Source organism: Bradyrhizobium quebecense, assembly GCF_013373795.3.
In the GTDB taxonomy this organism is placed as follows: domain Bacteria; phylum Pseudomonadota; class Alphaproteobacteria; order Rhizobiales; family Xanthobacteraceae; genus Bradyrhizobium; species Bradyrhizobium quebecense.
In genome coordinates this window covers 5,789,970-5,803,194 of record NZ_CP088022.1, presented here as the reverse complement: position 1 = coordinate 5,803,194, position 13,225 = coordinate 5,789,970, and the positions used below count along the sequence as shown (strand labels likewise).

Sequence of the window (13,225 nt, the reverse complement as noted above, 5' to 3'; positions counted from 1 at the left end):
GTCGTTGGGCAAACCTCTTGTTGCTGATTCCGCAACGAGCGCGGTACGATACGATCGATCATCGTACCGGATCTTTGTGTGTAGGGCGTCGACAATTGATCAGCATCAGCCTCATCGCCCAGGGGCCAGTCCTCTTGCGCCGCCGTTCCCCAGATCGTACGTGCGGGGACATAGGGACATAGGGGCGGGCGGCGCAAGCGCATCTGCACCTTCGATCGCAACGAATTTTCGTCGCAGGTCGTGTTACGTCGCCCAAGGCCCCGCATCCCCTGACCGATCGGGTTGGATCAACGTAACCGGGATGAAGCCCCCACCTCGCCATCGTGAGGCTCGCCTGCGATACAGCCTGGCATGAGCTGATCGGTGGAGGTGCAACGATGGCAAATACCATGCTTGATGCCAGGCAGGAAGGTGATTCCTATCGTCGGGTCGAGGTGATCACCGGACAGCGGCGGCGATGGACGGGCGAAGAGAAGGCCCGGATCGTAGCGGAGAGCTTCGAGGAGGGGGCGAACATCTCCGAGGTGGCGCGGCGCAATGGCGTTGCCCGCGGGCTGCTCACGGTGTGGCGACACCAAGCTCTCCGGGGTAATCGAGATCGAGATGAAATCCATCTTCGTGCACCGCGTCCTGAAGGCGATCACGTCGTGTACCTGGAGCCGGCTGTTCAGGTCGCTTTCGTCAAGTGCCGCAAATGACCGAGCGGCTGGCACGTTGATTGCGGAGGCGCAGCGGCTCACTGCGCTGAAGCGCGAGCAAATCGAGTTGGTCGTCGCCGAGACGGCCCGCAGCAGTGAAGCCATCGACCTCGCTGCTATCGACCACATGCACGACAACCCAGTGACGGACGACGACCGCGAAGTGATCGCGTTTGATCGCCATCGTCTTGCGCAACGTCTTCCGCTGCGGATGCCGAACCTGGGAGCCGTGATCCTGCCCGCGGGGTCACCTCGGGCGAGTACTCGGTCCTCCGCGCCGGGGTCGCGCTCGCCATCGTCTCCTCGCTCGGCGGCACGCTGGGCGCGGCGTTTCAAAGCATCTCGGCGTACCTCAGGGGGGAGATGGAGAGCAAAGAGATCATTTGACTGACGGCGACCGAGTTCATTGAGGCGGTTCGTGCCGGCCTCGTTCTATACATCGAAAAGCACATAGGAGCGTCCATTGATGGCCGTTCTTTGGTGAATACGAGGCGACGATATCCGATGCTCCCGTCCGTGTCGTTCCGGCTTGAGGAGGACAGGGGCATGTCCGTCCCGCCAGAACGCCAAGCGCTACTAGCTGAGGTATGGACCATTCTCTCAGCCGCCCGCGATCTCGGAGATATCGTTACGCACTTGGTTGCGCGCCGCATTGTGGACGCTCACTTGACTGACCGTCAGCCCCGCATCACGTCGGATATCGAAGTGATTATGATGTACTTCCATTGAGCATATCAAGCTATTGAAGATTTGCGGGGCCGGCCACTGCGCCGGCTTTTCGTTTTGGTCGATCTCTTCGCTTTCGCTTATGGTCCGATCACTTGTGCCTTCTCTGTCGGTCCGGTCGTGCAGCCGCCATGCTGTGCAAGCCGTATTAACGACAGATGCGGCCGCGTCTGCGATGAGAATACTATAGCTTCGAGAAGCTCGGTTGATGCTCATGTGCGCCTCCCCTCATCGGCAGACGAATAGCAGCCTCGAAGGCCAGTATAAATGTGGTCTGTCCATTGCACCAGCCTCCAGCGATCGTGAGCGCTGGCGTAGGAAGTGACTTTCCGTTTTCGAGGCCGTCTGGGCGGCGGCCTAGTCAGTTCGAGCTTCGCGATCGCGGCAAGCACGACAGCTGTTGCGACCGTCCCTTGGGACCACTGTGAGAGTGCCTCAATGGCGTTCTTCAACGCCTCTTCACGGGTCATAGCATGATCTCCACGCCGCGCCGCTAGGCCGATGCTACGGAAAGACGCGCGAGCGGCTGGAGGAGGCGCTGGCGCTAGTTAAGGCTGCGCGGACTTGGCCATCTCACGGGGGTTGTGCAAAAGTATGAGAAGCCAAATCCAAACGTCTCTCAGCAACTCGCGTGCCAGACAGTCAGGGAGGCGAAAAGCTGCACAGCCTCTTCACGGGTCATGATCGACACGAAACGCGGCGCTAGGGCGATCAATGAAAAGCGTGCGGACGGCGGAAGGAGCCGCCCGCACGAGTTGCTGGTGGAGACTTGGCCGTCTCACGAGGGTCATCAATAAGCAACCAAGCCAACAGGGCTCAGCAACTCGCGTGCCAGACGGTCACGCTGCAGAGACGCAAAACGGCTTGCTTTCACACCTTGTGCAGACTGACTACCTGCACTGTGGTGGCAGCTTCCGGACGTGCATGTCATGAACCGGACGCGACTGAACGAGATCAGACGTGCGGCGCTTTTAGTCACGTCTGGGGCGCGGGATGATTGGATCAACCTCGTCATCGTGTATAGCTATCAGCGCGCCGGGCTCCAGGCCGAGCCTTTGCAACTGCTCCTTTTCGATCGGGCAGTTAGCATTGCGGCCTTTGCGCCGCAGTCTTTCAGGGTCAGCTTCACGGCTTCCGCCGGATCGGTGACCGCAACCGTGTAAGTTACATGCCCGAAGTCTTCGTCGTCGTCGCTGTCTTTCTTGAAGATGGCGACAGTCACTATCCAACCATCCACCTTGCTGCCCTCGGGAGCAGCCCTCGTCATGTGAAATCGGCTCGGACCGATGATCCTGCAAATTCGGAGCCATCGGGCGTGCATGCCGTCAACCGAGCGCGGCTGCACGCAAACAAGAAACATACCCAGACTAGCCTCAACGGCTCGCGGGAGGCAGGTAACGAGGCATGATGCGCATTGCGCACTCATTAACCTGTGCGTGAAACGCGTCGGCGGTGTCGCTGTTTCCGAAAAATATTCGACGGCGGTCACGGCCAAGAGCTTCGATACAAAATTCGCGCGCTTTGTGGATAGCTCCACGTTCCGCGTCAGTTAGTGCGCTTTGGGCATTCACAGACGAATCGGTCAGGAGGAGGAGCGCGGCGGCGATCAACGGTCGTTTCATATCGGAGGCTCAACAAAGGCGCAGGCGAGATTGGTCCGGAATACTAATCGAGCCATCCCTCGTTGTCGAATTCGGCCGGTCTTGATTAATCCGTATCATCCCGGGAACCTCCTCCACACGGGCCGGGAGTTGCGCTAGACTCATAGCCTCAAGAGGAGGCGACTGGAAGTGCCGAGCGAGAAGCGGGTCAGTGTTGAAGAGCGGCCGGCGATCCTCCCGCGCCTTCGTCCCATACAGGCGTGACGCAGGGCGCGTTTCCAGCGTCTCCTAGCTGATCCTGACATCGCTCAGAATGATCCGGGGCGGTTCAAGTCCATCAAGGCGGCGCAGCACCACACGGCCGTCGGGATGCGCGCGGAAGCCATCCTGCGCAGGCTGATCGAGAGTTAAAGCGTGTCCGCCCGTTGTCGGCCTCGCCACGATGTGAGAGCTTATTTTGAGGATGAAACCGGGGTGCTTTGCGATCACATCATCATCAGCGAGATGCGAGCATAATCAATGGCCGTGACGAACGAACAGATAAAGTCTGTTGCCGTGCTCGGGACCAAAGGTATTGAGTTGCAGCTATCGCTGGCGGACAAGACAGTGCAGGAAGTTCTCTATCAAATCGGGCCATTCGCTTATTGCTACGGATTTGCGACCGCCGTCACTACTGCCTCGGCAGCGCCGACGATCATCCGGCTCGCGATGATGTGATAGATGTCGTTAAGCCAGACCGGCGCCGATTCCGCGATCGCGTCGCTATCAAAGTACTCTTGCGTGCAACGCGCTTGACCAAAACGCCTACGAATGGCGACAGGATCGCGATGATCACCGCCGACCCGGCAAGCACCGTCGGAACCAATACCTGCGCTTCGGTGTTCTGCGCAAGATCTTTCATCATAAACGGCAGGACTGGCGATACAGAACCACTCCAAAAATCGTCATCCATGGGGCAGATGTCAAAATCCATCCCTGCAGCGACCCCGCCTGTCTTGTCATACAGTTCCCCTTCTCGTGACATACTTGTTGTGGGCCGAAGTGAGTACGGAGTTTGCGTTCGGTCCACGGACGTGGCCCTGCCACCGCGGAATCGACGTCTGTCCCTTCCCAGCTGACTTCGCCTGCTTCCGATCAGACGGGCGTAGCCAGAAACGCGTAGCCTTCACGAAGAAGGCCCATCGAATGGTCCCGGCCAGCTCCGGTTTGCGCTGTTCCCGGCAAATGGCGCATGCGATGTCGTATACGCGACTGACCCTTTGCTCGCGCCGACGGCAATAGGTCACGAGCGAAGTCTACAAGTCGTCGTTGCGATCCAGTTCCTGGGCAAGAACCAGTGCATCCTCGATTGCCATACCGCCGCCGGATGTCATTTGCGGCGTCAACGAATGGGCCGCGTCGCCCAATAGCACGACACGGCCACGATGCCAGGGGGCTGGCATCATCAAGACATCAAATGGGCGATAGCTATGTAAATGAAATGGGCGGTAGCTTATGTGCTTGTCTTCCGATCACCTTGGCAGCCGCGACCAGTTCGGGCGCCGTAAAGGGGGCGAGCAGTTTACGGAGATAGTCGCACACCTGATCTTGCAGAATACGAAGCTTTTCGTCCGTGCGTTCCAAGAAGAACAGATAGCACAGTTCTTTCGATAGCGGCAGCGCGCCAACTACTCGGCCCGTCGGAAGGCGATACAGGACGAAGCCATTCATCGCCTCGGTGCGAAAACCGTATAACGCCATACGCCTTGACCGGCGTAGTGCGGCTTGAACTCTTCGCCGAAGATGCTGTGGCGGATGTTGGAATAGATACCATCCGCAGCGATCAGCAGGTCGGCGCGGCCCGTCTCGCCGTTCGATAGCTGAACCGTCACCCCTCCATCGTCCTGATCAATTCGGGTGACGGTTGTGTTGAATCAATCTTCGCGCCGCCCTTCGTCGCAAAGTCTTCCAGGATCTGTCCCAGACGTGGCCGCATGATTCCCAGTGCGCCAGGACGATCGGCGTCCCAAATTCTTGGGGTGGACTGTTCGCTCAGAATCGTTCCTGCGCCATCGCGCACCGACACGAAGTCCCAACCAAGGCCACCTTCAAGACACGCATCCACCAATCCCAGTTCGGCGAGTGCCAGCAAGGTGTTCCCCAGTAGCGTAATTTGGGTGCCGATCCGGTCACGCTTGTCTCCCACTTCAATGACTCTGGTGGATGCGCCGATCTGTAGAAGCGCATGGGCCACCGTCAAACCGCCAATTCCGCCACCCACGATGAAAACCGTCTTCACCGCGCCCATGTTTTCTCCTCTCCTTGTTGGCCTTTTATTATCTTGGCGATCACACCTCGCGGGCGTCAACAACTCGGTTGCCAAGGAGGAGAGAAGCAAGCGACTCGCGTCTTCACAACGCGCCAGCTAACTGCTCGTGGAGCTTCCGGACATGCATGTTTCCAATCCGACGCTGTTGAATGAAAAATCCGACGTTGGCTAATGATGCCGAGGCCGTGAGGTGATTGGATCAATGTCATCGTCGTGAACCACGGCCAGCTCGCCAGCTTCCCAGCCGAGACTTTGCAACATTGCAGCTTCGAGCGGACGGTTAACCATTGCGCCCTTTGCGACGCTATCTCTCATGGCCAGCTTTGCGGCTTTGCTCGGGTTTGCGACTGCGACCGCGTAAGTTATGTGCCTGTACCCGTCGTCGTCGTCATCGCCGTCTTCCTTGATGGCGACCGTTACTAACCAGCCGTCCATCTTGCCGCTCCGTGAGGCATTGGCGTACGAGTTAACGAGCCTCTGCCAGAGCCATCGAACATCCGTGACACGGGGCTGGCCGCGAGGTCGGGGCCGCGTGCGCCAGTCCGTTGATCAGGTCTCTTGTGCTTTCGAGGCGCGTGACGACCTAGCAGGCTGTTGAAGAACTCAGCCGCGTTCGCAAACGAAGGCTGAATCGTCGCCATTGTGTATGTAGAAGTGACCGACGAGCCTGCCCGCGGTGCCGATCATAGCCCATCGGCGACCGCAGGCGGGGTCATTCTCGTCGTGCCCTTCCCATGAGATCTCCGCGCAGGCCGAACTGTCTCGCGCGCCGTAGCGGACACCGCGCCCGATTGCCGGTAGACCGCGAACCATCGCTCCTTGCCAAGTCATCGTGTTCACTGATCAAACTTAATGGAGTTGGCGGGGCCAGATCAGCCAATCATGCGTGTCGTCCCATAGGGAATAAATCCCGCCTTTCACCATGCCGAGATCATCCAGTTGCTGTAGACTGAGTTCAGAATTCGCCAAGGCCACCCAGCCGAGACCGGCATCCAATGAGAATCGGGAGGCGCCGACATCCAGTGAAGCCTTGATGGCTTCGGTGGCGTTAGCCACCGCGACCGCATACGTTACGTGCCGAAGTTGGCCGCTTTCTATGTAGCCAATTGAAACCATCCAACCTGCTGCCATGTGTGCAATCCGATATGGAGACTGCCCCAGCTTACTCTGCGCCACTAAGCGCAAAGCGCACCTACTAATAGTGGGAGGTTGGAAGGGCCGGCTCCCTTAGGCTCGCAACCTCAAGAGGAGTGGCAGATTTGACGAGCGAGAAGCGGATCAGCGTTGAACGGCCGGCGATCCTGACGTGTCTCCGTCGGGTGCAGGCGTGGCGCAGGCAAGGCTCCAGCGGATGCTAGACTTAGACTAACCGATCCCACATCGCCAGAATGATCCCGCGCGACACAAGTCCATCAAAGCCGCGCAGCACTACTTAGCCATCTCGACGCGCGCCATAATCATTCTGATTGGGCTGACGGAACGCTAGGCATATGGTTCCGTGGGCCGGACCCGCTTGCGTAGCGATCTCACGTCGCGCCGAGAACGGCTCAGTCGCGGTCAGTGTAGGGATGCACGTTGCCACCGCTATGCTGTCCGCTCGGGCTTAGAGGCCCCCAGAGGTACTGGGTCCGTTCTTTTGAAGCGTCCACACAGGACACTGCCGCTGACTGACATACGCGAAGCGCTCTCCTGATCCGTCATGTAATGGTGAGTATTATGTTCTGGACCGATTTTGATGGCGTCGAGTTTAGCCTTATAAGCTTAGCGGGGATATCGCTCGTCGTCAGCGTAAGTTGGCTGCTGATCGGGTGAGCGTCCTACTTCTCGTGATGAGGACAATTCGGCCTCGGCGTGTAGCCTCTTCCTTTCGGGGGCCGCGAAGTTGACTCTTCGCTTTGATGATGTGGAACAATTTACCACGGCTTGGTGCTCTTTCCGGGGCGTTGCGACCGTCCTTTCCAAGGTGGGACCATGACGGAGGAACACCGCGATTGGACTCTCATCATCGTACTTCTGAGTATTGCCGGCGCCGTGCTGCTGGTTGAGCGTATGTTCTAGGTGGTGTGGACTCTAGGGATTGAACTAAGCCGCTGCCGCGGCGTAGGGGGCAAGGTGGCATAGATCGCCTCCTGGCTGAGAGGATGTGGGTGTTGGAGCCCACCCCCTCAGACAGGAGTATCGAGATGGCCGATTTGAGCCCTCTTCGCCGCCGCATGATCGAAGACATGACCGTCCGCAATCTGTCGCCGGCGACGCAAAGATCCTACATCAGCGCGGTTTCGAAGTTCAGCCGCTATTTTGGCCGATCGCCTGACCGGTTAGAGCTGGAAGACGTCCGCGCCTTCCAGGTGCATTTGGTCTCGACCGGCATCTCATGGCCGGCGCTGAACCAGATCGTCTGTGCGCTACGGTTTTTCTACGGCGTCACGCTCGGCGAGGCGCTCATCCCAGAGCGCATTCCCTATGCGCGAGAACCGCGCAAGCTGCCGGTCGTTCTCAGCGCCGACGAAGTGGTTCAGTTTCTTGAAGCGGTATCGAGCCTGAAGAGCCGCGCCGCGCTCACCACCGCCTATGCGGCCGGGCTCAGGGCCTCGGAGGTTGCGGGACTGCGGATCGAAGACATCGACAGCGCCCGCGGCGTCATCCAGGTGCGCCACGGCAAGGGCGCGAAGGATCGCAACGTGATGCTGTCGCCCCAGCTGCTGGGCATCCTGCGCACCTACTGGCGGCTCGCCCGGCCGCGGCTTTATCTGTTCCCTGGTCGTGACGAAGATCATCCGATCGATCAGACCGTGCTGCATGCCGCCTGCCGGTCGGCGGTGAAGGCTGCGGGCCTGACCAAGCAGCGTCACGCTGCACACGCTGCGCCACAGCTTCGCGACACATCTTCTCGAGAACGGAACCGATATCCGGATCATCCAGGTCTTGCTCGGGCACAATAATTTGTCGTCGACAGCGCGCTACACGCAGGTCGCCACCGATACGATCCGAGCGACGCAGAGCCCGCTCGATCGCCTGTCGCTGGAGGTGACGCCACCTGGATGACCCGCAGCGGGATGCGGGTCATGACCCGCTCCGACATCCGCTCCAACAGGCCCGCCATCGAGATTGCCGATATTCTGTGCCGGCATGGCGACGCCTATCGCCGTGTACATGCCGGTCATCTGGGGCGGGTCGAGCGGCGCGTGATGAGCGCGATCGTTGCGTGCCGGACCGAGGCGCTCGGCGGCCACATGCAGGCTTGCGACGACTGCGGCACGACACGCGTTGCCTATAATTCCTGCCGCAATCGGCACTGTCCGAAGTGTCAGGGGAGAGCCCGAGCCGCGTGGCTCGCCGCGCGTCAAGCCGACCTGCTTCCGGTTCCCTATTTCCACGTCGTCTTTACACTTCCCGCACCGATCGCCGCGATCGCTTTCCAGAACAAGGCCGTCGTCTATGCCATCCTGTTCAAGGCTGCCGCCGAGGCGATGACGACGCTCGCCGCCAATCCACGCCGGCTCGGCGGTGCGATCGGCGGCGTCGCCGTCCTCCACACCTGGGGACAGACGCTGATGCATCATCCCCACGTCCATTGCGTCGTTCCGGGTGGCGGCCTCTCGCCCGATGGCGCGCGCTGGACCGCTTGCCGACCGAACTTCTTCCTGGCCGTCAAACCGTTGTCCAGACTATTTCGCACACTTTTTCTCAAACGTCTGTCGGCAGCCTTCAACTCCGGTGCCTTCCGTTTCTTCGGCGATCTCGGAGCTCTGGCCGAGCCGGCTGCCTTTGCGGCCCACCTCGACGCCATGCGACGCATCAACTGGGTTGTTTACGCCAAGCGGCCCTTCGGCGGACCCGCACAGGTCCTGGCCTATCTCGGCCGCTACACCCATCGCGTCGCGATCGCCAACAGCCGGCTCGTCGCACTCGACGACGATCATGTCGCCTTCTCATGGAAGGACTATCGCCAAAACAGCGCGACAAAGATCATGAATCTCAAGCCCGATGAGTTCATTCGCCGTTTCCTGCTTCATACGCTGCCTGACGGCTTCCACCGCATCCGCCACTTCGGCTTCATGGCCAACCGCCATCGCGCTGCCAAGCTCGCCCTTTGCCGCGAACTTCTCGATCATGAGCGAACAGCCCCAAACGATGGCCAGCCGTCGCCTGTGGATTCGGAGGCTCAAACCCGGGCCGAGGTTCCTGCCTGTCCCGATTGTGGTGGCGTCATGCGCATCATTGAGCGCTTTCGACATAGCTTCAGACGCCCCAGCCCTCGAACATCACCGTTCCGATGCGACACATCGTGAGCCAAGTCATGTCGTGCACGACGATCATCATTCGTCATTTCGCTCCCAGCGTCTCGATCATCGCGGACGATGTCGAATCCGTGCTGTCACACTGCGCGACAACAACCGTCCGATGCAGCAAAAGGCCTATCGCGATCTCAGGCGAAGCGCGTCTGATCTCAACTCTTCCAGGATGCGCACTCCTGTGTCTCTGCCTCACGCGCCGAGCCAGCAGATCGGGCATGGCGATCTCGAACAATCCCCATAGCTGCAAAACCGCGAATAGCCTCCCGCGCCTTCGTTCAATCCGGCTTCAATGAGGTCGCGTCATAAGCGCCTGCCGCGCCCTCGCGTGAGCGCGACCTCACAGAACCCTCCAGATTCCTTTTAAGGAGCAAATCAGATTCAAAGCTGCTTTTGGGAGGCAATCTTTGGTGTGATGCAGTGGTTGGTTTTGAGCGATGCGGCGTGGGAGCGGATGGGCGCCGCTAATCATCGGTCGGCTTGACCAGAAGGGCTCAACGGGACGCGACAACCGGATGTTTGTGGAGGGCGTACTTTGGATCGTGCGCACAGGCTCTCCCTGGCGTGACCTTCCGGAGGCGTTCGGCGACTGGAACAGCGTGTTCCGGCGCTTTAGCCGGTGGAGCATCAAGCGAGTTTGGGCACGGATTTTCGAGGCGATGTCGGACGATCCGGACTTCGAATATCTGATCGTCGACTCCACCATCGTCCGGGCGCATCAGCACGCCGCCGGAGCGAAAAAAGGGGGTCTGAAGATCAAGCGCTCGGCCGCTCGCGCGGCGGCCTGAGCACCAAGATACATCTGGCCGTCCGAGGCCTGGGATGCCCGGTGCGGTTCACGCTGACCGCAGGCCAGAAGGGCGACGCGCCGCAAGCTGCCGAACTGATCGAGGGATTGCCTGCCGAGGTCGTTATGGCTGATACGGCCTACGACGCCGATCATTTGCGCCAAGCCATCGCAGCCAAAGGGGCACTCGCCGTCATCCCCAACAACCCGTCGCGGGCACTCAAACATCCGCTCGACAAGCATCTCTATGCCCAGCGCCATCTCGTGGAATGCTGCTTCAGCAAACTCAAGCAGTTCCGTCGCGTCGCAACCCGCTTCGAAAAAACCGCCCGAAATTACCTTGCCGTCGTCACTCTCGCAGCCATCGTTCTATGGATGCGATAAGTGTCCACGCCGCCTAGACCTTGACGGCTATTCGAACCGGTTTTTACCGGCCTGCGTCATCCTCGTGAAGGTGCCGCTCTCGTGGATGGACTCTAGCGAGCCACGCGGGATCGCCCTTTTGTAGCCCAGCAGTGAACTCTCGGTGGCGCTACCTGGCTATGTTCTGTTAATATCAGTATTGTAGAAGTTTTCGGTAAGGGGCCGTTGGCATGACGCGGCCCGTTTCATTGTCTCACCCTAACCGGAGAGAATTAGGGCATGTGTATATTCCGGCAATCAGCAATGATTTTTCGGAAGCGGAACGGGACGAACGCGTGCGAACGGACTCAATCGCTGGACTGAGACCGAAGAGCGCTTGCTAGTTGCGCTGCACAAGTCCGGGATGGATCACCGGCCCACAGCGCTCCAGTGCGGCGCCAACCTTCGAGGCTATCGAGATCGAGGGAGTCATGGTGTCAATTCGCCCTGATTTCATCGTCGGCGGCGGCGGAGGTGGGACCATGGCGTCGCGGTGCTCGATAGCGTCGGCACGGAGATCGGGCGAGAGGTTATTGGCGAGATGCCTCGCTGAGGAGCGACCCAAGGCATCCAAAGTTCGCCGCTCTCCTTCGTCGATCCAGAATTTCACATTCGCTATATGCGACATAATATGCGCTCCGTGTACTGGTGGTTGGCAAAGTCGGTCATTGCGACTGCCGAGCCGTTAACGAGCTATCGCTGAAAGTTGGTGACGGCGGGAATCGGGAAGGCGGCATATCGTGGGGGTGCTTGACGCCTCCACTTCTCCACCGAAGGAGCGATATGCCGTGTCCAAAGATAACATCATCAAGTTGATTCAGCCAGGAAACGTCGACGATCAACTCACCGAAATCTTGCGCAATGGGGCGCGTGCTCTGTTGGCCCAGGCGGTCGAGGCCGAGGTCGCGGACTTTCTCGGCAAGCATGCCGATTTGAGGACTGCGGACGGCCACCAGCGCTCGTGCGCCACGGTCACCTGCCGGAACGCGAGGTGATGACCGGTATCGGTCCGGTCGGCGTCCGCCAGCCGCGTGTACGCGATCGCGAGGCGGAGGCTACCGATCCCGACCGCATCCGGTTCTCTCCGTCGATCCTGCCGCCCTACATGCGCCGCTCGAAATCGATCGAGACGCTGCTGCCGATCCTTTACCTGAAGGGTATCTCCACCGGCGACTTCTCCGAGGCTCTGGCGGCGCTGCTCGGCAAGGATGCTGCCGGGTTGTCGGCATCCGCCATCGGCCGTCTGAAGGACGGTTGGCTTGACGAGCACACCGCGTGGCAGAGGCGCGATCTGTCGGCGAAGCGCTACGTCTACATCTGGGCCGATGGCATCCATCTCCAAGCACGCCTCGAAGACGAAAAGCAGTGCATCCTGGTGCTGATCGGCGCGACGCCGGAAGGCCGCAAGGAACTGGTCGGCTTCACCGATGGCGCCCGCGAGAGCGCGCAGGACTGGCGCGATCTGCTGCTCGACCTGAAGCGGCGCGGGCTCGGCGTGCCGCCGCGGCTCACCATCGCCGACGGCGCGCTCGGGTTCTGGAAGGCCGCCGGCGAGGTCTGGCCGAAAACGCGCGAGCAGCGCTGCTGGGTACACAAGACCGCCAACGTGATCGCCAAGTTGCCGAAGAGCCAGCAGCCTAAAGCCAAACGCGCGTTGCAGGAGAGCTGGATGGCCGAAACCAAGGCCGCCGCCGAGCTGGCGTTCGACGCCTTCATCGAGAGCTATACGCCCAAATACGAGAAGGCGGCCGACTGCCTGAGCAAGGATCGGGACACGCTACTGGCGTTCTACGACTTCCCGGCCGAACACTGGAAACACCTGCGGACCACCAATCCCATTGAAAGCACCTTCGCTACCGTGCGCCACCGCACGATCCGATCGAAGGGCTGCCTGTCCAACAGAACGGCGCCCGCGATGGTCTTCAAACTGCTTGAGGCCGCGCAGAAAAGCCGGCGTCGTCTCGATGGCCACAACCAGTTGCCAAAACTCGTTCTCGGTGTGACATTCAACGACGGGATCGAGCTCATCGCCAAACCGACTGACCGTCAGCCCATAACCGCCGCCGCCTGACCGGCCGCGCCGTCACCAAAATTTGGCGATAGCTCTCGTGCTCATCGGCCGATGATGACTTTATGCCTCAACGCATGTGATGCAGCCGGATCGGCACAGTTTTCAGTGACGATCATTAACTGGGGTGGTCATGCCCCCATCAGCAGGTCAATTGCGAGCCTTGGTAGTTGATCGCATGCGGCAATTGTCGTCGATGAGGGGCTTGACTATTTGGCAGGCCGTCGGATCGACCCAGCCCAGAAGGGCGGCCAGAAGATCAGGTTACACCGGCAGACCTGACCACGTCCCGCGCCGCTGAAGCCTGGACAGGTTCAGGCCACGCCTGCTGATGTCCTCA

At 60.0% G+C, this 13,225-nt stretch carries 12 protein-coding genes and 3 pseudogenes; 6 read left to right on the top strand and 9 right to left on the bottom strand.

Annotated elements, in window-relative coordinates:
• Window positions 1–377 precede the first annotated feature (377 nt).
• Window positions 378–698, top strand: coding sequence for a transposase (locus tag HU230_RS44170; RefSeq protein WP_414645689.1), 321 nt, complete (start codon window positions 378–380; stop codon window positions 696–698).
• Here the strand turns inward: HU230_RS44170 and HU230_RS28000 are convergent.
• The 3 genes from HU230_RS28000 to HU230_RS27990 form a co-directional block, all read right to left on the bottom strand.
• On the bottom strand, window positions 682–882 hold the full coding sequence (locus tag HU230_RS28000) for a hypothetical protein (RefSeq protein WP_176529008.1): 201 nt from the start codon (window positions 880–882) through the stop codon (window positions 682–684). The two genes, HU230_RS44170 and HU230_RS28000, sit on opposite strands and share 17 nt — an antisense overlap.
• Before the next feature lie 416 nt (window positions 883–1,298).
• Window positions 1,299–1,640 carry a hypothetical protein gene (locus HU230_RS27995; RefSeq protein ID WP_176529009.1) on the bottom strand — a complete coding sequence of 114 codons (342 nt, stop codon included), beginning with the start codon at window positions 1,638–1,640 and terminating at the stop codon, window positions 1,299–1,301.
• Window positions 1,641–2,451: 811 nt separating this feature from the next.
• Window positions 2,452–2,646 (bottom strand): hypothetical protein, encoded by a 195-nt coding sequence (locus tag HU230_RS27990; protein WP_224924198.1) that lies wholly within the window; start codon window positions 2,644–2,646, stop codon window positions 2,452–2,454.
• An 898-nt stretch (window positions 2,647–3,544) separates the two neighbouring features.
• Between HU230_RS27990 and HU230_RS27985 the strand changes: the two genes are divergently transcribed.
• Window positions 3,545–3,742, top strand: a complete 198-nt coding sequence (locus HU230_RS27985) for a hypothetical protein (RefSeq protein ID WP_176529010.1) — start codon at window positions 3,545–3,547, stop codon at window positions 3,740–3,742.
• A 578-nt stretch (window positions 3,743–4,320) separates the two neighbouring features.
• Here HU230_RS27985 and HU230_RS27980 read toward each other — a convergent pair.
• The 6 genes from HU230_RS27980 to HU230_RS27955 all read right to left on the bottom strand — a co-directional run bounded on the left by HU230_RS27980 (window position 4,321) and on the right by HU230_RS27955 (window position 6,464).
• Window positions 4,321–4,467: an FAD-dependent monooxygenase gene (locus tag HU230_RS27980; protein ID WP_275949094.1), complete on the bottom strand. Its 147-nt coding sequence runs from the start codon at window positions 4,465–4,467 to the stop codon at window positions 4,321–4,323.
• A 25-nt stretch (window positions 4,468–4,492) separates the two neighbouring features.
• Window positions 4,493–4,735: a hypothetical protein gene (locus HU230_RS27975; RefSeq protein WP_224924199.1), complete on the bottom strand. Its 243-nt coding sequence runs from the start codon at window positions 4,733–4,735 to the stop codon at window positions 4,493–4,495.
• Window positions 4,732–4,896, bottom strand: a complete 165-nt coding sequence (locus HU230_RS27970) for a hypothetical protein (RefSeq protein WP_224924200.1) — start codon at window positions 4,894–4,896, stop codon at window positions 4,732–4,734. The genes HU230_RS27975 and HU230_RS27970 overlap by 4 nt, the downstream gene beginning before the upstream one ends.
• Entirely contained in the window at window positions 4,893–5,312 is a 420-nt protein-coding gene (locus HU230_RS27965) for an NAD(P)-binding protein (RefSeq protein ID WP_224924201.1), read from the bottom strand. The genes HU230_RS27970 and HU230_RS27965 overlap by 4 nt, the downstream gene beginning before the upstream one ends.
• Window positions 5,313–5,501: 189 nt before the next feature.
• Entirely contained in the window at window positions 5,502–5,768 is a 267-nt protein-coding gene (locus tag HU230_RS27960) for a hypothetical protein (RefSeq protein ID WP_176529011.1), read from the bottom strand.
• Window positions 5,769–6,182: 414 nt separating this feature from the next.
• Window positions 6,183–6,464 (bottom strand): hypothetical protein, encoded by a 282-nt coding sequence (locus HU230_RS27955; RefSeq protein WP_173643875.1) that lies wholly within the window; start codon window positions 6,462–6,464, stop codon window positions 6,183–6,185.
• Between the two features lie 1,052 nt (window positions 6,465–7,516).
• On the opposite strand from HU230_RS27955, the pseudogene HU230_RS27950 reads away from it, so the two are divergent.
• From HU230_RS27950 to HU230_RS27935, 4 genes and pseudogenes are all read left to right on the top strand, one after another.
• Window positions 7,517–8,378 (top strand): annotated as a pseudogene (locus tag HU230_RS27950) (tyrosine-type recombinase/integrase).
• 20 nt (window positions 8,379–8,398) lie between these two features.
• The gene (locus HU230_RS27945) at window positions 8,399–9,625 is read left to right on the top strand and encodes an IS91 family transposase (RefSeq protein WP_176529012.1); all 1,227 of its coding nucleotides are present in this window, start codon (window positions 8,399–8,401) and stop codon (window positions 9,623–9,625) included.
• 418 nt (window positions 9,626–10,043) lie between these two features.
• Window positions 10,044–10,799 (top strand): annotated as a pseudogene (locus HU230_RS27940) (IS5 family transposase).
• Between the two features lie 806 nt (window positions 10,800–11,605).
• Window positions 11,606–12,888: pseudogene (locus HU230_RS27935) on the top strand (IS256 family transposase).
• Window positions 12,889–13,225: the final 337 nt, after the last annotated feature.